This window comes from Nostoc sp. (assembly GCF_036917095.1).
Classification (GTDB): Bacteria; Cyanobacteriota; Cyanobacteriia; order Cyanobacteriales; family Nostocaceae; genus Nostoc.
The window spans coordinates 1-26,045 of sequence record NZ_JBALFH010000023.1 but is presented as its reverse complement, the minus strand read 5'-3'; the positions used below and the strand labels follow the sequence as shown (position 1 = coordinate 26,045).

Here is a 26,045-nt window from a genome sequence, read left to right as displayed (position 1 = left end):
TATTGTCAACAAATTCGTTCTACTGATTGCTCTTAGTTTGTTGTTTCTTAATCTGCTCTAAAAGAACTTTGTAATTTGACCTGTCAGGGCGTAACTTCACTAACTTTTCTAAAGGTGCAATAACACTCTGAGTATCTTTCAACTTTAGCCGCACATTTACCAATCCCTCCAGCGCTGTTAGGTTTTCTGGTTCCCGTTTTAAAACCAACTCGTAGCCTTGTGCCTGTTGTTGTAATAATGACTCAGGAGAAGCAGATGCAGTTGCTGGCTTAGGTTGACTAGCCTGTTGTATTGCCGGAATTATTGCAAACACCGTAGAACCAAAAAACGAGAACATCGACACTATCGTTACAATTTTTCGTCGCCGCTCAATCTGCTTTTTGCGGGCAATTAAATATTCTTCCCCTGAGCTAGGCATGTATAAATTATTGCTGTAATAAATAGCTAGGTGTCAGCAACCCTCCCGTTCTGAGGATACCCATCTGCCCAACAGAAACTAACATCTTCGCTAGAAAATTTTTACACAAAATTCAAATGCTGACTCTGAATCCGAGGGAACTTTATGGTAAACCAAGGTTGCACCAACATTTTTGCCAGGCGATCGCTCCTATGTTTCAAAGCAAAACCCTCTTCTGCGCTTAAACAAGACAACCCTCCAAATCTTAATTTCTCTAGGGAAAATATTAAAATTATATAAAGATTTGCAATTAATTTGCCTAATGCTAGATGTTTGCGATATTGTAAATAACATTTAAATAAACAGAAATAGTAGACATTTCTACTCAATTGCAAATTTCCCGATCTCTCAAAAACTTTCAAAGTAGCCCGTATCCTATGGCTTCCTCTATAAGCAAACATATTTTGCGTGATTCAAACAAATAGAATTTTCCCAGTCATCCACAGTCACACTAGTTAGTGCAACTTTCCAAAGGACTAATTATTCTGCTCGGCGTCCACAATATATCTCTTACAAAAGGTACTGTTGCACTCTTGTGAAGAAAGGTTAAAGGTTAAGAGGAAAAAGAAAACGGGGAAAGGTTAAAGGGAAATGGGGAAACATAAATCCTTTACCCCTTCATCCCTTAACCCTTCCCCCGGAACCTTTGTTTGCCTTCTGCAAAAAGTTTAAGGACTACTTGGTGAAATTGGAGTTTTGTGGTGGTAATTACCGTACAAAACCGAATTTACCAGTAACTTAGTAGAGTTTGTTATGGTATAGTTAAAAAGTTAAGACTAGCTTTGCCAAATTACACCACTCTACGGGCCGGCAACAATTGCAGAATGGGAAGCAGTTTTAATTAAGCATTTACCAACAAAATCTGAATTCAATCGAGGTTATGACTCAGCAAGTGATTCACCCAATGGTGAAATTGCAGCGCAACGTGCAATCACTCATAGAATCGAATATTATCAAGCCAAGCGATAGCATCTGGAAAATCGCTTTGCTTTACGGTAATGAATGGCAGCACTGGAAACAGGAACTGCTGGACTTTGGCTTTAGTATGCAAGACCCAGTTAGTGAATTGCTAGCTGTAGAAACTTGGGATGAAGAGTAGGGAATAGGGGTTAGGGGATGGGAATTTTTAATATTCACCACTCGATAGACGCGATTAATCGCGTCTCTACACACTCCCTACTCTCTAAACTTTACAAGCAGCTAAGGCCGCAGCTAATTCCTTTGCAGTTTGATAGCGATCGCGTGGCAATGGTTCTGTAACGCGATCGATCGCATCTCTTAACTGGGAACTAATGGTGGGAACCTTTGCCACATCAAACCTAAAGTTTCGCCCTCGTTGGCGGTAATACTTGAACGGGTTTTCCCCTGTGAGCAAAAAAATCAGCGTTGGCCCAATTGCATACAAATCAGATTGAGTCAAAGGTTGTCCTCGTTCTTGTTCGGGAGCACAGTAACCTTCTGCACCAATTCGAGTACCGGGGGCTGTGCCAATTTCCTTAACTGCGCCAAAATCCAGCACTACAATGCGATTTCCTGAACTTCGCACCATTAAATTGGCGGGTTTAATATCGCGGTGAATTAGTGGAGGCTCTTGGCTATGAAGATAGTCTAAGATATCGCAGGTTTGGATCATCCAAGCGATCGCTTGGCTTGGCGTCACTGGGCCAGTGGTATAGACACGTTTCTCTAAATCTTGTCCGTGGATTAGTTCCATTGCCAGGTATTTTTTTCCACCTTCTACAAAGAAGTCATAATACTTGGGAATTCCAGGATGGTTAAGGGATTTAAGAGTATACGCCTCTCGCTCAAATAATTCTTGAGCTTTGGCAATTTTTACCATATCAGCATTCATTTGCTTCAACACCAGCAGTTGTGGGATACCCGCAATCTGACCAGTCGTATCCCAAGCGAGATAAGTAGTACCCATACCTCCTTGTCCGAGAGTTCGCAACACCTGATAATGGCGAATTTTCTGTTGCACTGAGAGAGGTTGACCGCAGTGGATACAAAACAGATTGTTTGGGGAGTTGCCTTCGTGCGTGCAAGTGGAGGATGAAATTGCTCTACCTTGGGCTGAGTAGACTGTTGCGGCAGCGTTTTCTTCAGTCCCTGGTTGTTGCGATCGCAAACCAGTTTCTAATACTGTTGCCTCCTGAATTTGGAATTGCAGTATTGGGCCTCCCTGTGCCAATTGCAAAAGAGAATTATCTGGTAAAGGACCCTGAATCACAAGGATACCGTTGAGGAAAGTCCCATTTGTACCCTTACTAATCACCTGCCAACCACCGCCATTTTGGGCAGAATCGACTTGTCTGAGTTCTAGATGATGCCGCGAAACTAAACTATCACTTAAAACAACGTGATTATCTGCCGCTCGACCAATCCGAATTATGGAAGAGTTCTCAAAGCACCACTGCTGGAGGGGCGTTTTCTGTTGCGGTTCTAACAGGGTCAGACTAACCACAATACAACCTATAAGGTAAGAGGATCGGGGGTTGGGAATTAGGGATTGGGAATCAGAAGTATTTTACAGTACCCCATACTCAGTACCTAGTCCCCAGTCCCATTTATTTTTAACTTTCTAGATTTGGGCGTACTTTTGCCCGAATAAGTATACCAGTAATGTTGTCGTGACCATTGTGTTGGTTCGCCAAATCAATTAAGCCTGTAACGCCCCGTTCTAAGTTAACGCCAGAACTAAGTAAGGGTTCTAAGTGACTCTGCCAATGGGTTTCTAGTAAATCATTGTCTGATAGACCGTCTGATGCCAACAGCAAAAGAGTATCTTCATTGATTTCAAAAAAGCCGACATCGGGATTAATCGAGTTTTCGTCACGGGGCCCCAAGGCTTGGGTGAGTTGGTAGGCATCAGGACGGGCGTAAGCTATGCTTGCTTCCACCCCTCGGGTAATTTCCCGTTGCCCAACTTCGTGATCTACTGTGATTTGTTCTAGTCCCCGCTTGCGCGTCACGCGATAGAGACGGCTATCTCCCACATGAGCAACAGCTGCTTGAGTATCTTGAATTAAAAGCATTACCAGAGTTGTACCCATACGCCCAACTCCAGAACGGGCATCTTGTTGATTGAGCTTGTAAATCGCCTCATTAGCTAAATACACTGCCTCACGAATGCTATCTTCTGTTGGCAGTTGGTTGGCAATCCAGTGTTCTTGAAAGTATTCCCTTAGGGTGTTGACTGCTAACTCACTGGCTATCTCGCCGCCAGCGTGTCCACCCATACCATCACAGAGAATATACAAACCGTGCGCTTGCAGGACTCGACTTTTGGGCAACTCCAGCTTGTGAATTTTGGTTTCAATGCCAAAGTAGTCTTCGTTATGATGACGTTGACGCCCCACATCTGTGCGTCCTGCATCTTCTAGGCTACTTAACTGCATCGCCAGCACAACAGTTGGCATATCATCAGCTTTACTAATGATATCTTCTGGCTCATCTGATTCCGGGATAGTGGGCACAGCAGTATTTTTCTCCTTTATTGGGGGCAAAGTTGCGGTTCCTAGTGCTTCCAGTTCAACAGAGATTTTTTCCAAACGCGATCGCAACTGTGCAAGCGTCTCAATTTTACCTAGTTCTAAATCCCCCAACATCTGAACTACAGAGCCAAATTGAGTGCGTTGAGACTGTCTAAATAGCGCTTGCCAAACCCGCCCCAAAGCTTGAATTGTTAATACTTGCTCTGGAATAGCAGATGTTTGGGCTTCGGCATCTTCTGAAGACTCGGTGGCAGGCTGAGAATTCGATGATTCCACATACAACCTTTGTAGCGCCAGCGTTTGGTCTTCATCCAATCGCAAATTCGACAAATCTAAAAGGCTTTGACGACAATTTACTGGTTCCAATAATGCCCAAAGTTGGGTCATTTCATAACACCAGTGTAAAATTTTTAACGAACTCGTTGTTTCTTCTTGCCACAGGTCGAGTAAAGGCTGCCAATGCGAGCGGTCTTCGATGATTACTACCTGCATATCACCCTGCTGCCATGCATCATGAATCGGCGGTATCCCCCGCCGATCTTGGGATTGTAAGGCAATATAAAGTTTAGCAAGGCGAGGAATTCCACTTGCTTCCACTGATGGGGTTATCAAATCTGATTCCTGACTTGCTAGTATTGCCTCAATGGGTGATATTTGATACGGCTGGCAGTCTAGAACTCTCACACCTACATCCGTAATAGTGGCAGTTTCCGTTTGTGCAGGTAGTATATCCAACAATTGATAGCGCTCTTGGGAGTCTAAATAGGAGCCTAATGCAATCTGAGAACTAGGGGATAGAGGAGACGAACAGGATATTGCTCCCTCATCTCCCTCTACTCCCATATCTCCTTCATCCCGCTGTACTCCCAAACCTTCCCCAGTCGTTTCCTTAGCAATAATTGCCCAAAACACTGTTCCACATTCCGTGCCACAGTTATGACAACGTAGTGCATTCACAGGTACATCATCGGTACTGCATTCAGGACAGACCTTGTGAGTCAGGGACGTGCCACAGCTTTGGCAGAATTTGTTGCTATTGGGGTTTTCAAATTTACACTGAGGGCAAATCAGCATAGTGGAAGTTCCTTTATTCCCGTTCCAAGGTGCTTCTAGCCACTAAGATCCAAGGTGCCACAATTGGCTGTCCCTGACTACAGTAGACCTACAAGAGATTGTAGTTTATCAATGAATTTTGGTGGCAGTATTAATTGTGACGCATATTAGATAAATATTTAATATATTAGTAGCCAATTCCTTATAAATGGGGAGTGGGAAGAAGCAGAGGAGCAGGAGGCAAGGGGGAGAATACAAAATTACCTCTTTCCCGTCTGCTCTCTACTCCCTACTTTTGCCTCTTCCCAATGCCCTATAACCAAGAGTCTGGCAATTGTAGAGGTTCGGCATTAAACCATTTTTGATAAATTTGCTCGTAAGTGCCATTGGATAACAAAGTCGCTATACCTTTGTTAATTGCATCCAGATGAGGAGAGTCTTTGGGTGTAGCAATGCCGTAGTATTCTTGGGTAAGCAAATCGGCAACAACTCTGATGCCTTTGAGTTTGCCATTTTTAATGGCATACAAAGTAGCGAAAGCATCGCTAACCACAGCATCAACATTGCCATTGAGCAAGTCTTGGAAAAATTCTGGCCCAGAATTAAAAGTACTAATTTTGGCATTGGGGATGGTTTTGGCAAAATCTGCCCCAGTAGAAGCAATTTGTACAGCAATTTTTTTACCTTGGAGACTTTTGAAGTCTTTAATATTTTGGTTGTCTTCGCGTACAGCGATCGCTAGTCCGGCTTTAAAATAAGGTCTGGAAAAAGCAATTGTTTTGAGGCGTTCAGCGGTAATCGTAATCCCGCTAATTGCTGCATCGACTCTTTTGGCTTGCAAAGTTGAGATCGTGCCATCAAAGGGCAGACTTTCAAACTGGACTGCATAACCTGCTACTTTAGCGATCGCATTCATCAAATCAATATCAAAACCTTCCAAGTTGCCGCTAGCCGTTTGAAATTCAAAGGGAATAAAGGTCGGGTCTGTCGCCACTTTGAGAGATTGAACACCTGGATTTATTATAGTTGGATAAGAATTGTTACAGGCTATAAGCAGTAGCAAACAGCTTAAGCTCAGAATTAGCTGCCGCCATTTCAAGTTAATCAATTTAACTATAGTCATGAGTCAACAATCATTAATCATTAGTTATTAGCCGAGTACCTAATTTCTGGTTTCATCTCGTGCTTGAGTAGAAGTCAAGCGAGGCTCATTGGGGCCTGCGAGTCCAAAATAAGCGTGGGGGACTGGGAACTGGGGAAGAAGAACTATTGATTATTGCTCAATGCCTCATACTCAATTCTTTCCATATCAAGTGTGCCTCTTGATTTTTCTAGCTAGGTGTGAGATGTTCTTACTCAGCAAGTACTACGTTAAGTTGGTCGGATTACCGTTATTTTAATGGCTTTAGGGAGATTTCCAGCTTCTAAACCCCAGAATAAAGGTAGTACATTATGGTGGAAATCAACATACCAGTAAAAAAAATCTTAAAAGACTTAAAAAGTTTTTGAATTTTACTTTTACCCACACCTGTTAAACATATATTTTTTGAGTTACCACATTGCTCTGTATAAATTTTGGATTTTAATTGCCGCAGGGGTTGATTAATGTAACTTATGTCAAGTTTGCAGCGATTGCTATATACATATTTACTATTTGCACTGATAGTTTTTGTGTTAGTGGCTTGTAGTACAATGATTTTCAGATGAATGCATTTGTTATAGAACTATTTTTTTATCTCACACATAGTAACCAGTGCGTTGTGCGGTTTAAGAGCGTTGTAGCAACGCCAGGTGCTACTCCAAGCGCAGAGAGAAAGCCCATTTTATAATATTTTTTTATATATTATAATTAATGAATAATATTCAGAAAAAGATTCCAATTATTCAATAAAATCAAACTTACAAATTTTCTGTGTCGGTAAAAGGTGTAGTTTGTCAGGAACCAAAAGTTATTTTATTGAAAAATGAGTGCGATGAATGGGAGCTACCGGAAGGGAAGTTGGAACTAGGCGAAGATCCAGAATGTTGCTGTATCATAGAAATTAAAGAATAATTGGGCTTAAATGTCAAGGCAGAACTTATTTTAAATAGTTGGGTGGATCGTATTTATGAAAATATTAATATTTTAATTATTACAAATGCTTGTTATCCAGAAGCTTTTTTAGAGATTACTCATAATTCGGAGCATAAAGATGTGGGAATTTTACTTTTGAAGAAGTCAAAATATTGAAAATGCCAGAAGGTTAAAAATGCTCAATTCAAAAATGGTTTGAAATTTTTGTTGGTTGAGATATCCTCTGAGACATTAGCCAAACTTGACTTAGAAAACACGGTAGAATTATTCGGATTTAGAATAAAGCTGACTATCAGTATTTTTTCCCGAAAATGCTGATATATTCATAAACCTAGAAGACAACTTGCGCTCTATGGCTCCTACTACTTCTGCTTACCAAATTGCTGATTTGTTCGCCGAAAGAGCTAGAAACCTCACACCACCAACTTACGGCACTGAGTTAACCAAAATTATTACTGTTAGCTTTGCCTACGGTTTAGCTGACCCAATTCTCTTTCCCCACGCCGACTTGGCTGCTGCAAGTGCTAATGTGCTCTTAGAAGAGGCTCCGATCGCCCTCAATTACGGGCCACCTTCAGATCAACTATACGAGCAAATTATCCTCCGCTTGCAGGCTAAAGGAATCGCTGCCGATCGCGATCGCCTGATCGTTGGCTACGGTTCTGGTCAGATTCTGGGCTTACTACCAGATGTGTTTGTCGAACCTGGTGATGTGGTAATTGTGGAAGGGCCAACCTTCTTGGGAGTAGTTAGTAGATTTATCCACGCTGGTGCACGCCTAATTACTATTCCTGTGGATGAGTTGGGGATGGATGTAGATGCCTTAGAAGTAACATTGAACGACTTGAAGAAACAGGGCATCCGACCCCGGTTTATTTATACTATCCCGACCTTTCACAATCCCACAGGCGCTACTATGCCGTTATTTCGCCGCCAAAAACTGGTAGCGTTAGCCGCTGAGTATGGCGTCGTAGTGGTGGAAGACGATGCTTACAGCGATTTGCGCTTCCGAGGAGAAGCTGTGCCCTCCCTGGCAAGTCTCGACCAGGAAGGGTGGGTGTTATATGTGAGTACCTTCTCGAAAATTATTGCACCTGGTATCCGCCTGGGCTGGGCTTGTGGCGATCCAGCGATTATTGAGCGGCTGGCAATGTTCAAAAGTGAGGGGCCTGTGGGGCCTTTTGTTAGCCATGTGGTTGCCCGCTACTGTGCCACAGGCAAACTAGATAATCACATTCAGGAGCTAATCGCCTGCTACAAGCATAAGTGTAATTTGTTGTTAGAAGCGATCGCTCAAGAGTTTCCCAGTGATATAGTTGCCTTACGACCAGATGGTGGCTTTTTCGTTTGGTGTAAATTGCCGTCATACATCAGCGCCAAAGCGCTTCTAATGGCTGCCAGCGAACATGGCATCAGTTTTCTGCCAGGGACTCGCTGCTACGCCAATGGGCAGGGGGATGATGCCATCAGGTTAGCTTTTAGCTTTCAGCCAACACAGAAGATTGTCGAAGGAATTGCCACCTTGGGAGCAGTGTTGCGCGGATGGCGGTAATGACCAGGAATTCGTAATTTGTACTTCGTTCCCAGCCTCCGGCTGGGAATGCCCTTTGGAAGGCTTGCGTCTTCCATCTCAACGGCAGAACCGCAGCGAAAAATATTTCCTTCTGAGACTAGGAAACGAGATTTAAGCAAATTTGAAATTTTGTAAATCTTTAAAAAATTTGTTCCAAGCGTTGAAAATCGCGCTGCACTTCATACCAGAGACTTTTATTATGGGGGTCTGTTTTCAGAGCTTTTTTGAGATAGATTCTGGCTTTGAGCGGCTGGTTTTCAGAAATTAACGCTCGTCCCCAAATTTGATAAACGATCGCTAGCCATTGACGGACTTCTGCATCTGTTGACAAACGATCTGCTAAAGCTTCCGCCAGGGCGATCGCTTGCGGAAATCGTCTTTCTTGCAAAAATCGCTGTAATTGCTCATAAGTCTTCCACTTCAGCCGCTTTTCTATTTCCAATAGATTAGGCGGCTTTGGTTTCGGTGGTTGTTGGGTTGTCACCGTTGTTACTGGTGTTTTCTGCCGATGCATTGCATTGGTGTCATCATACCCAGTTGACACCTGGCTTGAATGTCCGACTGTTTCCTCTGGCAGTACTACCGTCAGCAGGAGTTTATAAGCCTCTGTCAAGGCAATAAACTTATCTTTGGCTTTGTTGTCATCTGGGTTAATATCGGGATGATATTGCTGCGCCAGTCGTCGGTAAGACGCTTTGATGTCAGCAAAAGAGGCTCCCGATCTTAAACCCAATAAACGGTAGCAATCTCCAAGATCCATCTTGAGCTATGAGCTATCGAATATGCAGCTATAGGCTATCAGCTATCTGCTTCACGCCTGAACTATTAATAATAAGGGCTAATTTGCTATTTTAAAGTTCAATGTTGACAGTTTGTTTAGGGAAGGGAGCGGGGAGTTAGAAGTTAGGAGTTATTTCTCCCTCATCTCCCTCATCTCCCTATTCCCTACTCCCCAGTTATTACCGAGGTTCGTTCTTCAATCACACGGTCAATTAAACCGTATTGTTTTGCTTCTTCGGCAGACATGAAAAAGTCACGATCCATATCTTTTTCAATTTTTGCTATGGTCTGACCAGTTTTATCTGCATAAATTCCATTGAGCTGGTGACGAATCCGCAGAATCTCTCTAGCTTCAATTTCGATATCGGTTGCTTGTCCGCGGGTGCCACCTGAAGGTTGGTGAATCATAATCCGTGAGTGAGGCAATGCTAGGCGTTTGCCTTTGGTGCCAGCTGCTAGCAGGAAAGACCCCATTGAAGCAGCTAAACCCACGCATATAGTCACCACATCTGATTTGATATGTTGCATGGTGTCAAAAATCGCCATGCCAGATGTAACCATCCCACCGGGGGAATTGATGTATAAATAAATATCTTTACCTGGATCGTCTGAATCCAGATACAGCATTACAGCGATAATTTGATTGGCAATTTCATCATCAATATCTCGCCCCAAGAATATAATCCGTTCCCGGTAAAGGCGATCGTAGATGCTAATCCAATCTGTATATTGTCCACCGGGCATCCGGTAAGGAACTTTAGGAACGCCTATAGGCATGATTTACTCCGTTTTTAATTAGTCATAGTCATTGGTCATTAGTCATTGGTCATTAGTCATTGGTCATTAATAATTTTTGGTTATTAACAAAGGACGAATGACAAAGGACAAATTAAAGAATACTGGCAGGCAGTGGGGGATTGGCGAGTTCTTCTTTCTCAAAAACTCGGTCAATCAGCCCGTATTCTTTCGCTTCGTAGGGTGTTAAATATAACAACCGATCCATATCTTTAGTAATTTTTTCTGGAGGTTGTCCAGTGGTGCGATGTAAGATATCAACTAACGCCCCTTTATTTACCAAAACTTCCCTGGCGCGAATTTGAATATCCGTTGCTTGGCCTTGGGCGTAGCTTTTGGGCTGATGCAGGATAATCGAGGAGTGAGGCAAACTAGCGCGGCAACCTTTTGTACCAGCACTGAGAAGCATCGCTGCCATACCCATCGCGGAACCGACGCAGATGGTGTGGATAGGAGGTTTGATATATTTCATGGTGTCAAAGATGGCGAAGGCTTCGGTTTCAAAGCCAATGGGTTCGCCACTGTAACCGGAAGTACCGGTGGAGTTGATATAGATTTTAATCGGTTTGTCGGGGTCGTCGGATTGCAAAAACAGCAATTCGGCTACGATTAATTCCGTAACAGCAGGCACCAGTGGCATCCCAATATAGACGATTCGCTCCTTCAATAAAAGGGAAGGTAAATCTGGCGGTGGTGTCCGGTAAAAGTTATCGCCGTAATATGGGGCTTGAACAGCCTTAATTGGGGAAATGTCCATAGCAACTGATCGCCTGAAACTATGCCGTTAACTGTAATACATCCTAGCGCGATGCCACCCTTCCTCAAGGTGCGGATTTCTCCCTAATGCTGAAGGTGGCTTCGCATCTGCCAATGCTTGGCTTCTAAGATATTCTGATTATATTAGTGTATTTGTGTTGGATAGGTTTTCCGTAGAGCTAAAGTGGTGCTTTGAAGTTATTTTTTAATATGTATATCCTGAATAGGGACTCTGAGTTATGAAGGTTAATTTGCAGCCTGCCTTGAATGATGGTAATTTGGACGCAAATCAACTGAACAGTCAACGTCAGTTGGGAATTTCGATTTCGGCGATCGCAGAGACTCAAGACCGCCATGTACCTTTGAATTTATGCTTAATTCTCGATCATAGTGGTTCGATGAACGGGCGATCGCTAGAAACTGTCAAAAAAGCAGCGAATCGTCTGGTAGATAGACTCAACCCTGGCGATCGCCTCAGTGTGGTAGTTTTCGATCACCGTGCCAAAGTCTTAGTATCTAGTCAAAGTGTCGAAAATCCAGAGAAAATCAAACAGCAAATTAACCGCCTAGCCGCCGATGGTGGAACTGCGATTGATGAAGGACTGCGGTTGGGGATTGAGGAGTTGGCGAAGGGCAAAAAAGATACCGTTTCCCAAGCCTTCTTATTAACCGACGGGGAAAATGAACACGGTGATAACAACCGCTGTTTGAAATTCGCCCAATTAGCTGCTAGCTATAATTTGACTTTGAATACTTTGGGATTTGGTGATAACTGGAACCAAGATGTTTTAGAAAAAATCGCCGATGCTGGCTTAGGTACTTTATCTTATATTCAAAAACCCGAACAGGCAGAGGAAGAGTTTAATCGCCTGTTCAGCCGTATTCAAACGGTGGGATTGACTAACGCTTATCTGTTATTCTCCCTGATGCCCCATGTCCGGCTAGCAGAACTCAAACCTATCGCCCAAGTTTCCCCAGACACAATCGAGTTACCACTGCAACAAGAAGCTGATGGACGTTTCGGTGTGCGGTTGGGAGATTTAATGAAAGATGCGGAACGGGTAATCTTAGCTAATATTTATTTGGGACAATTGCCAACAGGTGAACAAGCGATCGCTAATGTGCAAGTCCGCTACGACGATCCAGCCGCCAACAAGGTAGGTTTAGTTACACCAAATATCCCAGTTTATGCCCATGTAGTGAAAAATTACCAAGCAGACCCGAATCCCCAAGTGCAACAGTCTATTTTAGCATTAGCTAAGTATCGCCAAACCCAGTTAGCCGAGACGAAATTACAACAGGGCGATCGCAGTGGTGCAGCGACGATGTTACAAACGGCTGCGAAAACTGCTTTGCAAATGGGAGATACTGGGGCGGCGACGGTGTTGCAAACTTCTGCCACCCAGCTACAATCTGGTGGAGATTTATCTGAAAGCGATCGCAAGAAAACCAGAATTGTCTCCAAAACAGTTTTGCAAGATACTCCTCCGCAATGAAAGTTAAATTGCTCTCGGCGTTAAATGACAATAATGTTGATGTGGCTCAAACAAGTAGCCAACGTCAACTAGCAATGACGATTTCGGCTATCGCTGGTGAGTCCGATCGAAATCTACCACTCAATCTCTGCTTGATTTTGGATAGAAGTGGTTCCATGCATGGACACCCAATTAAAACGGTGATCCAGGCTGTGGAAGGATTAATCGATCGGTTGAAAGTAGGCGATCGCATTTCAGTTGTGGCTTTTTCCGGTACTGCGGAAGTCATTATCCCTAACCAAGCGATTGAAGACCCCGAAAGCATCAAATCTCAAATAAAAAGCAAACTGACTGCTAGCGGCGGCACTGCGATCGCTGAGGGTTTGGAACTGGGAATTACAGAACTGATGAAGGGCACAAGAGGCGCTGTTTCTCAAGCGTTTCTGCTCACAGATGGGCATGGTGAAAGCGGTTTGCGGATTTGGAAATGGGATATTGGGCGAGATGACAACAAACGCTGTCTGAAACTGGCGCAAAAAGCTGCCAAGCTGAACCTAACTATCAACACTTTCGGATTTGGCAATAGCTGGAATCAGGATTTGCTAGAAAAAATTGCTGATGTCGGTGGTGGGACTTTAGCGCATATTGAACATCCTGAACAAGCTGTAGAGCAATTTAGCCGTCTGTTTGGAAGGATTCAGTCGATTGGGCTAACTAATGCCTACTTACTCTTATCTCTAGTGCCCAATGTCCGGCTAGCAGAATTAAAACCCATTGCCCAAGTTGCCCCAGACACAATCGAGTTACCAGTGGAACCCGAAGCGGATGGTAGCTTTGCTGTGCGTTTGGGAGATTTGATGCAGGATGTAGAACGGGTAGTTTTGGCAAACATTTATCTGGGACAATTGCCAGAAGGTAAACAAGCGATCGCTCATCTACAAATCCGTTATGATGATCCGTTGGTTAACGAAGAAGGCTTACTTTCGCCCTTGATGCCAGTGTATGCAGATGTAGTTCGGGCGTATCAACCGACATCTAATCCCCAGGTGCAACAGTCTATTTTGGCATTAGCGAAGTATCGGCAAACTCAGTTAGCTGAGGCGAAATTGCAACAAGGCGATCGCACTGGTGCAGCCACGATGCTGCAAACAGCAGCCAAAACCGCTTTACAAATTGGAGATAAAGGAGCGGCGACAGTATTGCAAACTTCTGCCACTCGCTTGCAAGCTGGAGAAGAACTTTCGGAAGCAGACCTCAAGAAAACTAGGATTGTATCAAAGACTGTTTTACAGGAATAGTAAAAATTTAGCGTTGCTGATTAACGGTGAGCGTGTACAGTATTTTCAATTTAAAAATGGGTATATTAAACTCTAGTGGATATCCAGAAAAAATCCGTTTAATAACTAGTTACCTAGCAATGTCAAGCAGGTCAGCGCATGAAGTTGTACGACAGAGACTACAGGATACTCACATCTGACGAAGAGGCAGAATTCCGCTTGCTCAAAGAGCAGGAGGTTGTCAAGGAGGTTGGTAGCATCAAAATTAGAGAGTCGCTTTTTCATAAGTACCCTAAAGCTGTGCGCCACTACATCAGTCTGTTTCCAAACAACTACATGGACATTTTAGAGCTTCAAGATCGTGAGGAACTCAACAATAAACTTGCTTGCTTCCAACAATTGCTTAATTCAAAAGATGTCAATGAACGCAGTATTTTAAAATTCATTAACGAACATCGAGCCTACTTTATCATTGCCTCACTTCTGAGTAAGTATTTTGATTTTGGTCACCACGCAACTTATCTTTTCCCTGAGTTTCAGATCGGCAATTCTTATCGAGCGGACTACTTAATTATTGGCCGGAGTTCAGGCGGTCATGAGTTTGTCTTTGTTGAAATTGAAGCCCCCAAAGGCAGGATCACGATTGCTGAGGGCGACCTTGGAGAAGTGTTTCGCAAAGGTATAAAGCAATTACGTGACTGGAAACATTGGCTGGATCGTAATTATTCTTCACTCAAAGAGACATTTGATAAATCAAAACGGGCTGACGTTGCACTTCCTGATGAATTCGTCACGATGGATAGCTCAAGATTCCATTTCGTCGTCATTGCTGGCAAACGTAGTGACTTCACCAACGATATTTACGAAATTCGACGCGAAGAACGCAAGGACAAAAATATCTTGCTGTTACATTACGACAACCTTATTGACACTGCTGCTGATGTAATCGGTAGAAAAACCTACTGAATGCTGGCTAACAAGTCGATAAAGCGGATAGCTGAAACACTATCCGAAAAGTTAGACATCAGAAAACAACGGTAAACGACGGATACGAATACGGCTTGGCTCAACCGTAACGGCTGCTCCTTGCTCCAAATCCTCTTCACACTCAGCGATTACCGTCAGCAACAGATTCGCTAATGCTTCGCCACGTAACCTTTCAATACGAATACGAATGACTGAAGGAGTAGTTGCTTGCGTTAGCGCTAGCAATGTATGAAAATCTGCATCGAGTGTAGCAACAACACGTTTCTCTTCTCTAGCTCTCTGGATGATTTCTGCATCTTCAGCTTCAGACATCCCAATTTCACCCACATGGATGGTGTCGATCCCTGCATCACGTAGCAATGCTGTTGCAGAGAGTGGTAATCCCTGACGGGGCAACAGTTTCATAGCGGTTAGGTAGTTCAATGATGCGATGCACTTTGCTAAAGCCTTAGTCTTGCAAAAACTAGCAAAACTCTGCTAAAAGTGCTAAAGGTAAATGATTAGTAGCTTGAGAAATTAAAATGAAAACTACTGGTATTCATCATGTAGCTATTATTTGTTCTGACTACGATCGCTCTAAAACTTTTTATGTAGAAGTTTTAGGCTTTTTGATTATTCAAGAGACTTTTCGCGCTGAAAGAAATTCTTATAAATTAGATTTAAAAGTTACAGAAAATACCCAAATAGAGCTATTCTCTTTCCCAAATACTCCAAAACGGGCTAGTAAACCAGAGGCTTGTGGTTTAAGACATCTTGCTTTTCAAGTTGATGATGTAGAGGAAACTGTTTTTTATTTAAAATCAAAAGGGTTAGAGGTAGAAAATATCAGAGTTGATGAAATTACAGGCAAGAAATATACTTTCTTTAAAGACCCAGATAATTTACCATTAGAGATTTATGAAAATTAGAATATATAGATGTTTGGATTAAATAATTTTAGATAAAATAGCAAATAAACGAGGTATTTGATAACAGTCTCGTGATTCTAATCAATAAATAATCGGTGCAGTCAACCTGCACCGATTACTACATGTAACTCGAATTGAACATCCCATTGTTTCACGCCAATGCGGAAGCTTGGGGTTTGGCAAAAATCATTCTTCCTGCTGTAGTTTGCAAAGCGCTAGTGACTACTACTCGCAGTTCACCACCTACATAACTGCTACCTTCTTCAACAACTACCATTGTGCCGTCATCTAGGTAGCCAATGCCTTGGCTTGGTTCTTTGCCTTCCTTGAGAATTTTTAAATCCAAGTTATCGCCAGGTAAATAGCTGGGACGGACGGCATTTACCAAATCATTCACATTCAAAACAGGTACTTTCTGAACGCTAGCGACTTTAGACAAGTTGTAGTCGTTAGTTAGCAATGTACCGCTGATTTCTTGGGCGAAACGTACTAACTTGGCATCCACTGTGGGAATATCGTCGTAGTCAATTGTATTAATCACGATGCGATCGGGATATTCTTCTTTAATGCGGTTGAGAATTTCTAGTCCTCGCCTTCCCCGCACTCGCTTTTGGTCTTTGCTAGCATCCGCTACTTGTTGAAGTTCTTGCAAGACAAACTGCGGTACGAGAATTTGCCCTTCTAAAAACCCTGTTTCTAGTAAGGCTTCAATGCGACCATCAATAATGCAGCTAGTATCTAAAACTTTGGTATTGGCGGGTTTTAGCGTTCCTTCCACTACCATCGATTCGACGGTGTTGGGATTAATGAACCGCAATAAACCTCGCCCGTGGGTATCTGCCAAATTCATACCAGTCACGGAGAGGATAATACTGCCAACAACTGCCACCAGTGGCTTAATAAATCCAAAATCCGCTGGGATAGGTAGCAAAAATAGTGGGGCTAGCATGAGGTTAGCTAGCAATAGCCCAATCACTAAGCCAATGGCACGAGTTAAGATCACTTCCAGAGGCATTTCTTTGATTTGTGATTCTAGGCGACGATATGTCGTCTGGAAACTCAGCCCGATCGCACCACCAATAATAGCGGCAAAGACGGCAACAACTAAGCGTAAAGCTTCAAGATTTGTTACTTGATCTAGTGTGCCATTGGGTAGTAGTTCAATACTATAGAACCCTATTCCCGACGCTGCTAGGATAAATGAGAAAATAATAATGGCGTCAAGCATGGTTGTCTTGTTTTCCTGTAACTGTGTTCACCGAGAAAGTTAAGTATTTTTTATTTCATCGGTAAGAGAAACTAATCAATATTGACTTACACTAAGGGTTTAGTAGCGCAATATCTGCAATTATTATAACCAAAGGCTTTTATCTTCATATTTTTCATTGTTTCGTTGTAAAACGACAAAAATTTGTAAAGAAACTACTTATTTTCATTGTCTCTAATTCGCAGTTGGCTTAACTTCATCTTTTCTCAAAATGAGTCAAAAATTTAGTATTTCTGGAATTGTGAGTTCTGCTTATGTGCATATTCCCTTTTGCAGACGGCGGTGTTTTTATTGTGATTTCCCGGTGTCTGTTGTGGGCGATCGCTTGCGGGGCGAAACATCTGGTACTATCTCCCAATATGTTGAAGTGCTATGTCAAGAAATTGCCATTACACCAGCATTTGGTCAACCCCTGAAGACAATTTTCTTCGGTGGTGGGACTCCTTCGCTGCTATCAACAGAGCAGTTACAACGGATAGTAACAGAGCTAGAGAAGCATTTTGGTATTGCTTCCGGGGCAGAAATTTCTATGGAAATTGACCCAGGCACCTTTGATTTAGCCCATATAGCGGGCTATCGCGGTGCAGGCGTAAACCGGGTAAGTTTAGGCGTACAAGCCTTTCAATCAGAATTATTGCAGAGGGCGGGGCGATCGCACTCAGTTGAAGATATTTTTGCAGCTGTGGAACTAGTCCACCAAGTCGAGATTCCCGAATTTAGCTTAGACCTAATTTCCGGGTTGCCGCATCAGTCTTTGGATCGATGGCAAGATTCTCTCTTAAAAGCGGTGGCGATCGTACCCACTCACATTTCCATCTACGATCTTACCATCGAACCAGGTACAGCCTTTGGTCGTTACTACAAACCTGGCGATACTCCAATGCCTACGGATGAAGCCACAGTCAAAATGTACCAGATGGGGCAGCAGGTTTTGACTAGTGCAGGTTATGAGCATTATGAAATTTCCAATTATGCTCAACCTGGTCATCAGTGTCGGCATAACCGAGTGTATTGGGAAAACCGCCCTTATTATGGCTTTGGTATGGGTGCGGCGAGTTATGTTGACGGGAAACGCTTCACTCGTCCGCGTAAAACTAGGGAGTATTACCAGTGGGTGGAAGCTGGTGGTGTGATTGATTGTGATGTGACTCCCCCAAAGGAAGTATTGTTAGAAACGTTAATGTTGGGGTTACGTTTGGCAGAAGGTTTGAGTTTAACCGCGTTGGCGCAGGCATTTGGGGAAGATAAAGTGGAGGAAATTTGCAGGTGTTTGCAAGGGTATTTTGAGAAAGGTTGGGTAGAAGTTGCAGAGGGAAGGTTGCGTTTGATCGATCCCCAAGGCTTTTTGTTTTCTAATGTGGTGTTGGCGGAGTTGTTTGAAAAGTTGGGGTGATGAACTGCTTATGCAAAAAAATAAAGTTAGAAAAGCTGTGATTCCAGTAGCTGGTTTCGGCACTCGTTTGTTTCCAGCTACCAAGGTTGTGAAAAAAGAACTTTTCCCGATTATCGATCGAGATGGTAGGGCAAAACCTGTGATTTTAGCAATTATTGAAGAGGCAATTAGTGCTGGAATTTCAGAAGTAGGGATTGTGGTGCAGCCGGATGACCAAGAAGTGTTTGAAGATTTCTTGAAAAAACCACCCAAAAAAGAACTTTTAGAGAAACTTTCACCGCAAAATCAAGAATATAGTCGATATCTCGAAGATTTAGGTAGCAAAATTACTATCTTATTGCAAGAGGAGCAATTAGGCTATGGTCATGCGGTATTTTGTGCCAAAGATTGGGTGAAAAATGAGCCATTTTTGCTAATGTTGGGCGACCACATTTATACATCTGACATTGAAAAATCTTGTGCGCGTCAAGTTTTAGATGTTTACGAACAAGTTAATAAAAGCGTTGTTGGCTTAACTACAATGCCAGCAGAAATCCTTAATACAGCTGGATGTGTAACAGGAGTTTGGCAAGAGTTAAACTCGATTTTAGAAGTTAGACAACTCTATGAAAAACCTACCATTGAGTATGCACAACAGCATTTGCATGTAGAGGGAATGGCAGCAAATGAGTTTTTATGTATATTTGGTTTGTATTTACTAACGCCGAAAATTTTTGACTTTTTAGCAGAACATATCAACCAAAATTTTCGAGAAAGAGGCGAATTTCAGTTAACATCTTGTCTTGATGGATTGCGTCAGGAAGAGGGAATGACAGGATATGTTGTTAAAGGGAAGTGTTTTGATACGGGTTTGCCAGATGCTTATCGTCAGACAATGATTGATTTTAGAAATATATAGATTAATCTTACTTCAATTGGTTTGTCTGAGGCTTGTTATGCCGAGTTACTTAATTTAATGCTTTGGAATTAGAGGATGAATCAGTATTTTGCAACGGTTGCTCGTGGATTAGAAACCCTCGCGGCTCAGGAGTTAGAGCAACTGGGTGCTCATTCAGTGGAGCCAGGGTTTTGCGGTGTAGCCTTTGAAGGCGATCGCACCCTACTTTATCGCGTCAACCTCTGGGCTAGGCTGCCGTTCCGCATCTTGGTGAATATCCATGAGTTCCCTTGCCAAGATACCAACGATCTCTATCGCGGTATCCAGACTATCGATTGGGTAAACTATCTGACGCCAGACATGACGCTGGCGGTGAATGTCACGGGCAAAAACGATCGCCTCAACCACAGCCACTTCACATCTCTCCAGGTCAAAAATGCGATCGTTGACCAGCAGCAAGAAAATCTCGGCGAGCGGTCAAATGTAGAGCTTCATGAACCAGATGTGCGGGTTAATGTTCATATTGAACGCGACAGTTGTACTGTTAAACTCGACAGTTCTGGAAATAGTTTGCATCGCCGAGGCTACCGTCCTGCGGTTGGAGCAGCCCCTCTAAAGGAATCTCTGGCTGCTGCCCTGATTCAACTTTCAGGTTGGCAGCCAGACCAGATGTTCTACGACCCTCTGTGTGGCTCTGGCACCTTACCCTTGGAAGCTAGCTTAAAGGCACTTAACATAGCACCAGGGTTGTTTCGTGAATCCTTTGGATTTGAAAATTGGCTCGATTTTGATTTATCCCTTTTAGAAAAGCTGCTCCAAGAAGCTAAGGACAGCCAACTAGATACCCTTCCCGCACCAATTTGGGGAAGCGATCGCGATGAAAATATAATTGAGCAAGCGATTAACAATGCTCAAAACTGCGGCGTTGATAACCATGTATGGTTTTCTCAAATGGAACTTGCTGATGTTGTCGCCCCCGCAGACAGTGGGATTTTATTCTGCAATCCACCTTATGGCGAACGCCTGGGGCGAGATAGCGATTTAGGAGCATTTTATAAACTTTTGGGCGATGTACTGAAACAACGCTTCAAAGGCTGGACTGCATTTGTGCTGAGTGGCAACAAGGAACTGTCTCAATCGATTGGACTAAAATCATCTCGGCGAATTGCGGTGTATAACGGAGCGCTGCCTTGTCAGTTAATGAAATATGAGTTGTATTAAGACAAAGACGCGATGAATCGCCGTCTCTACAAAAGACCGATTATTGTAGAGACGGCGATTCATCGCGTCTTACGTATGATATTTTTAATACTTTTTAACAAATTTAAATTTAGCAAAAAAAAGCTTGAAACCACGTATTAGTCTCTATTATGGCAGTTATGATGACAACGTTAAAAAAAAGTGGCAGTATAATTCGTGACTGACAACCTGCAATTTATTTATAGCTAAGGGGCCATTTATGTCAGACCAATTCACCTTTACCGTTACCAATAAAACTGAATTGGCAATTACAGAGTTGTGGGTATCTGTTGATGATGAAGAGTGGGCTTCATTTAACTTGGGTGAGTCAGGGATTCCATCAGGTGAAACCGCAACAATTGCTTGGGCTGAATATACGAATGGTTCGCCCTGTGAATGGTACATCTCTGCTGTATTTGAAGATGAATCAAAAACTGAGTCAGCCCTATTTAACTTCTGTAAAGAACCAGCTTTAACAATTGGATAAATTCTGCACTGCGATCGCCTACGGCGGGCGTGTACATGGCTACACAGACTATCAAACCCTGTCGCAACTCCATTGAGTGGCATAACAGCGCTCATGCGAGTTGTGTTGCAAAAACTTTTTAATGCTTAACAGTGTCTATGTCGGTGATAATTTCCAAGTCGCCGTTGAAGACTTCGTATTATGATGCCTACGGCGTTAAACTACGCAATTGTTCAAAATACTTAAAGCCACCGCCTCCGCCACCTTAATCCCATCGATACCAGCCGAGAGGATTCCCCCAGCGTATCCCGCGCCTTCACCAGCCGGATAAAGACCGACTGTATTTAAACTCTGATAATCTTCTTTGCGTTTAATCCGAATTGGTGATGAGGTGCGGGTTTCCACCCCAGTCAACACGGCATCATCCATTGCAAATCCTTTAATTTGTTTGTCAAAAGCGGGAAGTGCTTCGCGAATGGCTGCGATCGCATAATCTGGTAAACTCTCACTCAGATCGCCCAAATGTACCCCCGGTGTATAAGACGGCTTAACTGTGCCCAATGCTGTAGAAGGGCGATGGTTGAGAAAGTCTCCCACCAACTGCCCCGGAGCTTCATAAGTTCCACCGCCCAACTCAAATGCCTTTTCTTCCAAGCGCCGTTGAAAGTCAATTCCCGCCAAGGCGTTGCCTGGATAATCTTCGGGTGTGATCCCCACAACGATCGCACTATTGGCATTGCGCTCATTGCGAGAGTATTGGCTCATCCCATTGGTGACAAGTCGCCCCGGTTCTGATGCGGCTGCAACCACCAAGCCCCCCGGACACATACAGAAACTATAAACGGAACGACCATTTTGGCAGTGGTGAACCAGTTTATAATCGGCAGCACCTAAAAGCTTATGACCAGCTTGAGCGCCAAAACGACATTTATCGATGAGAGTCTGGGGATGTTCGACCCGAAAGCCGATGGAAAAAGGTTTCGGCTCTATGTAAACTCCACGATCGTATAGCATTTGGAATGTATCACGGGCGCTGTGCCCTACTGCCAAAACTACATAATCGCTGGCGATATATTCCCCACTGGCGAGGGTAACTCCCCGCACCTGGCCATTTTCGATGTTGATATCTTCCACCCGACTTTCAAAGCGAATTTCACCGCCGAGAGATTCGATTTTGGCACGCATACTTTGGACGATTCCCACCAGTTTGAAGGTGCCGATATGCGGTTTATTGATATAGAGAATTTCTGGTGAGGCTCCCGCATTGACAAGTTCGGTTAGCACCTTGCGCCCATAATGCTGAGGATCTTTAACTTGACTGTAGAGTTTGCCGTCAGAAAATGTACCCGCGCCACCTTCGCCAAACTGGGCATTGGATTCGGGGTTGAAGTCTGATTTTTTCTTCCAAAAGCCAAAAGTATCAGCAGTGCGATCGCGAACTTTTTTTCCACGTTCTAAAATGATGGGACGGAACCCCATTTGCGCCAGCATCAAACCCGCAAACAAGCCACAAGGCCCAGTACCAATCACGATAGGGCGAATCGCCAAATTGCTCGGTGCTTGTGCTACTGGGCGATAGCTCATGTCTGGCGTGGCAATCACATGAGGATCTTTTTTCAGGCGCTTGAGTAGATGAGTTTCCTGAGTCGTTTCTACATCCAGAATATAAACAAGGGTAATCTCTCCTTTCTTACGGGCATCGTAGCTACGCTTGAAGATGGAATAGCCGATCAAATCTTCGTCCGTGATTTGCAGCTTTTTTAGGATCGCAGTCTCGATCTCATCTTCGGGATGATCGAGCGGGAGCTTTACTTCTGTTAGTCGTAACATAGCAAGGAGAAATGCATACTGTCTATCAAAATCTTAATCAAAATCACTGTGGCACGGCTGATTTTTGTGGCTCAAACAAAACTAACAGCTGCCTCTAACATTCGTATTATCCCAAGTTCAGCATCTATTTCCACTTCTACACCGATTGGCAAGGTAAATTTATCCTTAATATGACCAATCATTGAACCGTACCAAGCAGGAATACCTAAAGGAAGTATGTGTTGTTGCAATAGTTGCATTAAGGTAAATGACGGTTCATCTCCAAGACTACATTTAGTGCATTGCCCAAAGATAAAGCCAGCAATTTGATTAAGTATTCCAGCAGTTTTTAACTGTGTCAGCATCCTATCTATACGATAAACATCCTCGCCAACTTCTTCCACAAATAGAATGCTTTTGTTCCAAGAAGGTAGGTAAGGTGAACCTACCATCGCTGATAGCACTGATAAGTTTCCACCCATAAGTTTACCCCTCGCCTTTCCTGGTGCTATTATCTCCACCCGCACTTCGCTAGGGTTGAGATTTTGCATAGTCACAGCTTCACCATTAAATAGGATGCGCTTGAAGTAATCCACTGTAAATTGATTCCAGGTAGACGTAGCAACTGGCCCATGAAAAGTAATCATCTGACTACGGGCATTAATTGCTAATAACAGCGTCGTAATATCGCTGTACCCGATGATAATTTTCGGATGGGAGCGGATTAGCGAGTAGTTGAGTAGGGGTAAAATGCGATTGCAGCCCCAACCACCACGCATGGGAATAATTGCTTTTATGGTGCGATCGCTAAACATCAAGTTTACATCCTGGGCGCGATCGGCATCTTTACCTGCTAAATACCCGTAACGGTCTAAAATATGCTTCCCCAGCTTGACTTTTAACCCTAACTGTGAAACGGACTTCCGCGCTGCTTCAATATCTTTAGCGTCAACGATACCCGCAGGGGCGATTAATCCTACGGTATCGCCCACTTGCAGGCGGGGCGGCTTGCCGATCGTGTTTGGGGCTAGCTTACCTTGGGCAGTAAATGATCGTATCTGGGTAGCTAAGGTAGCTAGCCCACAGGTTGTGAGAAATTCCCTACGTTTGAGAGTCATAACCATTAAGTTGGGGACTGTTTTTCTAATACCTAATACCCAATTTTGTACAGAGTAATTATAGGAAGCATAAATCATTCATCAACAACAAAATTCCTGACTTATTAAAAAGAAGCTAGGAATCTAAGCCTTTATATTTTCACAAATCAAATAGCATTGCTACATGTAAACTTTTGTTGACTAATTTTTCTTGTGAATTATGCAGCGAAGAATCTAATAAACGATACAAGTGGCGACAATATTTTGAATTGTGAATCTTTTTAATCAACCGCTGAAAAAATTGGCGTCTAATTGCTGATAAAATTCAACCAAAATATCTTATAATTGATTTACTAAGTAATAAAATGCCTCTAATAAAATAGCAATTAAAGGTAGTGTTGCGAGGATGGCTGATGGTTGCACGTCGATAAGCATAAGCTACAGAAAAAATATCTAGTAATTCATCTAGACGGCGAATCATTCGTGATTGCAATTGCTTAAAATCTGCTTCAAAAGCATCATAATAATTAATAATTATTGTGATGCTTTTTCTGTGATATGCTCACCAAACTCTCTACCAATTTGCTGAAGTTCCTGATTTAAGCGTTGCAACCCTTGTGCCTTCAAAGTCTCAATTTATTATTGGGGCTGACTATCTAAATTACGTCGTACACCCTGATAATGTTTTTCAACTTAATACAACGTGAGTTCGACGGAACTAAAAAATGGCAGGAGGTAGTGCAGGCAAATCTTTTGGGTAAATATCAATCGAAGGTTTTTTAGGCAAATAAGTATAAGCAACTAAACCAGCCATCAAATTAACCAAAAAGTTAAATGGACTACGATGACGAGAGTGTTCTATTTGGCACATATTTTTGAGATGGTCATTGACCGACTCAATCACCGCCCGTTTGCGTAAAAGAATTTTATCAATGAGTTTCACCAAACGGTTTTTCATCTTCTTCTTGGATTTAGTGATTAACTCCAAACCTCGCTCATATAACTCCTCAAATAATTTTTGTGAAATATATCCTCGGTCTCCAAACAGTTTACCAATTAAATCCTTAGTCATATCTGGAACTGGTTTGCGGTCATCAACATTTGCAGGAGTTAATTTAAATGCCAGCAATTCTCCTTGGTCATTAATTATCAAATGAAGTTTAAATCCGAAATGCCAGCCTACGGAATTCTTGCCCCATTTCACCAAACCTTTAAATACTTTATGTGCATGAGCGCGGCAATTATGGCAAACATTGATTGGAGTCGAATCAATAAAACTAATTCCCGTAATTTCTCCCGTTCTTGTATGCAAAAAACAACACAACAGCATCAAACACCAAGGCATAAGTTCCACAAATCTGGTATAGCTCACCAAGTTGGGAAACGCTCTACGCCAGCTTTGTAGTACGTGCAACGTGTAGAACTCCTTGAAAGTCTTATAACCACTACCGTGAAATGCGATCGCAATTGTCATCACCTCTGATAAATGCATTTTTGATTTGCTGCGGCGCTCTCCCTTTGTGGATGGTAACTGTGGCACTTGTTGCCACAAGTTCTCCCACTGGCTGCAAAAATCATCTACGTCACAGAAGATTTGTACGATATCGAGGCGAGATACAATGGTAGACATAGCCGAGACCCTCATTTTTCTTAGATATTTTTAGTCTCGGCGTTTTTTTGTGCCTTTTTTGCTCATTCTCAATTAATCTTAGCGATCGCACTTCGCCTGCCCAGTTAAGCAAATTCCTATCTAGCAAGCTTTTTGGGCTTTTCTATCCGTCGAACTCACGTTAATACAAACATCTTCCAAATCATTAGCAAGATTTTTAAATAATTGTGGACGCTTTTCTTGTGTAAAATAGCGAGTAATAGCTGTATGAAATTCCTCAGTAGCACTATAAAACTCTTGCATAAATATTTTTTGGTATAATTAAAGGTTATTTTTTCTCACTTTGAGGAAACTTAAATACTAGCGACTTAGCAAATTTTTCTGATTAAATCTTGGTGGAGAATACAAGCCCAAAAAGTTGGCATCTCCCCAAAACATACCCTAAACAGATGATTTGACCACTTTTTTTGGCAGACTATCTACCTGCCTTTTTAAAGTATCCTCTCCTTATTTGCCGCTGAAAAATTTCTTTTGACCTTTAAATCCCACTGTTGTTTTAGGAGTAAATTCAGTAAAAACAAAAAGCCCCTAGCGATGATGTGAGCAAGGGGCTTTGAGTGATAATAAAACCTGGCATCGAGCTATTTTTGCGTAGGGCT

The 26,045-nt window shown here is 42.8% G+C and carries 24 protein-coding genes; 11 read left to right on the top strand and 13 right to left on the bottom strand.

Going from position 1 to position 26,045, the window contains the following annotated elements; translation table 11 throughout:
• Window positions 1-19 precede the first annotated feature (19 nt).
• Window positions 20-418, bottom strand: coding sequence for a tetratricopeptide repeat protein (locus V7L01_RS12195; RefSeq protein ID WP_335035029.1), 399 nt, complete (start codon window positions 416-418; stop codon window positions 20-22).
• 919 nt (window positions 419-1,337) lie between these two features.
• Between V7L01_RS12195 and V7L01_RS12190 the strand changes: the two genes are divergently transcribed.
• Window positions 1,338-1,556, top strand: a complete 219-nt coding sequence (locus V7L01_RS12190) for a DUF4327 family protein (protein ID WP_012407469.1) — start codon at window positions 1,338-1,340, stop codon at window positions 1,554-1,556.
• 84 nt (window positions 1,557-1,640) lie between these two features.
• Here V7L01_RS12190 and V7L01_RS12185 read toward each other — a convergent pair whose 3' ends face one another.
• From V7L01_RS12185 to V7L01_RS12175, 3 genes are all read right to left on the bottom strand, one after another.
• Window positions 1,641-2,921 (bottom strand): FHA domain-containing serine/threonine-protein kinase, encoded by a 1,281-nt coding sequence (locus V7L01_RS12185; protein WP_335035027.1) that lies wholly within the window; start codon window positions 2,919-2,921, stop codon window positions 1,641-1,643.
• Between the two features lie 109 nt (window positions 2,922-3,030).
• On the bottom strand, window positions 3,031-5,025 hold the full coding sequence (locus tag V7L01_RS12180; protein ID WP_335035025.1) for a serine/threonine phosphatase: 1,995 nt from the start codon (window positions 5,023-5,025) through the stop codon (window positions 3,031-3,033).
• A gap of 292 nt (window positions 5,026-5,317) precedes the next feature.
• Window positions 5,318-6,127, bottom strand: coding sequence for a basic amino acid ABC transporter substrate-binding protein (locus V7L01_RS12175; protein ID WP_335035023.1), 810 nt, complete (start codon window positions 6,125-6,127; stop codon window positions 5,318-5,320).
• 789 nt (window positions 6,128-6,916) lie between these two features.
• Here V7L01_RS12175 and V7L01_RS12170 point away from each other — a divergent pair.
• The gene (locus V7L01_RS12170; RefSeq protein WP_335035022.1) at window positions 6,917-7,057 is read left to right on the top strand and encodes an NUDIX domain-containing protein; all 141 of its coding nucleotides are present in this window, start codon (window positions 6,917-6,919) and stop codon (window positions 7,055-7,057) included.
• 373 nt (window positions 7,058-7,430) lie between these two features.
• On the top strand, window positions 7,431-8,630 hold the full coding sequence (locus tag V7L01_RS12165) for an aminotransferase-like domain-containing protein (protein ID WP_335035020.1): 1,200 nt from the start codon (window positions 7,431-7,433) through the stop codon (window positions 8,628-8,630).
• Between the two features lie 160 nt (window positions 8,631-8,790).
• Here the strand turns inward: V7L01_RS12165 and V7L01_RS12160 are convergent, their stop codons facing one another.
• The 3 genes from V7L01_RS12160 to V7L01_RS12150 form a co-directional block, all read right to left on the bottom strand.
• A complete protein-coding gene (locus V7L01_RS12160) occupies window positions 8,791-9,411 on the bottom strand; it encodes a J domain-containing protein (protein WP_335035018.1) in 621 nt (206 codons plus the stop codon).
• A gap of 185 nt (window positions 9,412-9,596) precedes the next feature.
• Window positions 9,597-10,208 carry an ATP-dependent Clp protease proteolytic subunit gene (locus V7L01_RS12155; protein ID WP_335035016.1) on the bottom strand — a complete coding sequence of 204 codons (612 nt, stop codon included), beginning with the start codon at window positions 10,206-10,208 and terminating at the stop codon, window positions 9,597-9,599.
• A gap of 112 nt (window positions 10,209-10,320) precedes the next feature.
• A complete protein-coding gene (locus V7L01_RS12150; protein ID WP_335035015.1) occupies window positions 10,321-10,983 on the bottom strand; it encodes an ATP-dependent Clp protease proteolytic subunit in 663 nt (220 codons plus the stop codon).
• A gap of 238 nt (window positions 10,984-11,221) precedes the next feature.
• Between V7L01_RS12150 and V7L01_RS12145 the strand changes: the two genes are divergently transcribed.
• The 3 genes from V7L01_RS12145 to V7L01_RS12135 all read left to right on the top strand — a co-directional run bounded on the left by V7L01_RS12145 (window position 11,222) and on the right by V7L01_RS12135 (window position 14,700).
• Window positions 11,222-12,478, top strand: a complete 1,257-nt coding sequence (locus tag V7L01_RS12145; RefSeq protein WP_335035013.1) for a vWA domain-containing protein — start codon at window positions 11,222-11,224, stop codon at window positions 12,476-12,478.
• Complete coding sequence (locus V7L01_RS12140; protein ID WP_335035011.1) at window positions 12,475-13,755, top strand: vWA domain-containing protein; 1,281 nt, start codon at window positions 12,475-12,477, stop codon at window positions 13,753-13,755. The genes V7L01_RS12145 and V7L01_RS12140 overlap by 4 nt, the downstream gene beginning before the upstream one ends.
• 138 nt (window positions 13,756-13,893) lie before the next feature.
• On the top strand, window positions 13,894-14,700 hold the full coding sequence (locus V7L01_RS12135; protein ID WP_335035010.1) for a Shedu anti-phage system protein SduA domain-containing protein: 807 nt from the start codon (window positions 13,894-13,896) through the stop codon (window positions 14,698-14,700).
• Window positions 14,701-14,751: 51 nt separating this feature from the next.
• Here V7L01_RS12135 and V7L01_RS12130 read toward each other — a convergent pair whose 3' ends face one another.
• The gene (locus tag V7L01_RS12130; protein ID WP_335035009.1) at window positions 14,752-15,126 is read right to left on the bottom strand and encodes a DUF5615 family PIN-like protein; all 375 of its coding nucleotides are present in this window, start codon (window positions 15,124-15,126) and stop codon (window positions 14,752-14,754) included.
• Window positions 15,127-15,242: 116 nt separating this feature from the next.
• On the opposite strand from V7L01_RS12130, the gene gloA2 reads away from it, so the two are divergent.
• A complete protein-coding gene (gene gloA2 / locus V7L01_RS12125; RefSeq protein ID WP_335035007.1) occupies window positions 15,243-15,629 on the top strand; it encodes an SMU1112c/YaeR family gloxylase I-like metalloprotein in 387 nt (128 codons plus the stop codon).
• A 151-nt stretch (window positions 15,630-15,780) separates the two neighbouring features.
• Here gloA2 and V7L01_RS12120 read toward each other — a convergent pair whose 3' ends face one another.
• Window positions 15,781-16,857 (bottom strand): PIN/TRAM domain-containing protein, encoded by a 1,077-nt coding sequence (locus V7L01_RS12120; RefSeq protein ID WP_335035005.1) that lies wholly within the window; start codon window positions 16,855-16,857, stop codon window positions 15,781-15,783.
• 250 nt (window positions 16,858-17,107) lie between these two features.
• On the opposite strand from V7L01_RS12120, the gene hemW reads away from it, so the two are divergent.
• The 4 genes from hemW to V7L01_RS12100 all read left to right on the top strand — a co-directional run bounded on the left by hemW (window position 17,108) and on the right by V7L01_RS12100 (window position 20,892).
• Complete coding sequence (gene hemW, locus V7L01_RS12115) at window positions 17,108-18,289, top strand: radical SAM family heme chaperone HemW (protein WP_335035003.1); 1,182 nt, start codon at window positions 17,108-17,110, stop codon at window positions 18,287-18,289.
• Between the two features lie 10 nt (window positions 18,290-18,299).
• Window positions 18,300-19,187 carry a UTP--glucose-1-phosphate uridylyltransferase gene (locus V7L01_RS12110; protein ID WP_335035001.1) on the top strand — a complete coding sequence of 296 codons (888 nt, stop codon included), beginning with the start codon at window positions 18,300-18,302 and terminating at the stop codon, window positions 19,185-19,187.
• Between the two features lie 75 nt (window positions 19,188-19,262).
• Window positions 19,263-20,387, top strand: coding sequence for a THUMP domain-containing class I SAM-dependent RNA methyltransferase (locus tag V7L01_RS12105; protein WP_335034999.1), 1,125 nt, complete (start codon window positions 19,263-19,265; stop codon window positions 20,385-20,387).
• Between the two features lie 238 nt (window positions 20,388-20,625).
• Window positions 20,626-20,892, top strand: a complete 267-nt coding sequence (locus V7L01_RS12100; RefSeq protein ID WP_335034998.1) for a hypothetical protein — start codon at window positions 20,626-20,628, stop codon at window positions 20,890-20,892.
• A gap of 195 nt (window positions 20,893-21,087) precedes the next feature.
• On the opposite strand, the gene V7L01_RS12095 is transcribed toward V7L01_RS12100, so the two are convergent.
• The 4 genes from V7L01_RS12095 to V7L01_RS12075 form a co-directional block, all read right to left on the bottom strand.
• Window positions 21,088-22,701, bottom strand: coding sequence for an NAD(P)/FAD-dependent oxidoreductase (locus V7L01_RS12095; protein WP_335034996.1), 1,614 nt, complete (start codon window positions 22,699-22,701; stop codon window positions 21,088-21,090).
• Window positions 22,702-22,772: 71 nt separating this feature from the next.
• A complete protein-coding gene (locus V7L01_RS12090) occupies window positions 22,773-23,798 on the bottom strand; it encodes a S66 peptidase family protein (RefSeq protein ID WP_335034994.1) in 1,026 nt (341 codons plus the stop codon).
• Between the two features lie 697 nt (window positions 23,799-24,495).
• Entirely contained in the window at window positions 24,496-25,407 is a 912-nt protein-coding gene (locus tag V7L01_RS12080; protein WP_335034992.1) for an IS982 family transposase, read from the bottom strand.
• A 120-nt stretch (window positions 25,408-25,527) separates the two neighbouring features.
• Window positions 25,528-25,689 (bottom strand): hypothetical protein, encoded by a 162-nt coding sequence (locus tag V7L01_RS12075; protein ID WP_335035243.1) that lies wholly within the window; start codon window positions 25,687-25,689, stop codon window positions 25,528-25,530.
• Between the last annotated feature and the right edge of the window lie 356 nt (window positions 25,690-26,045).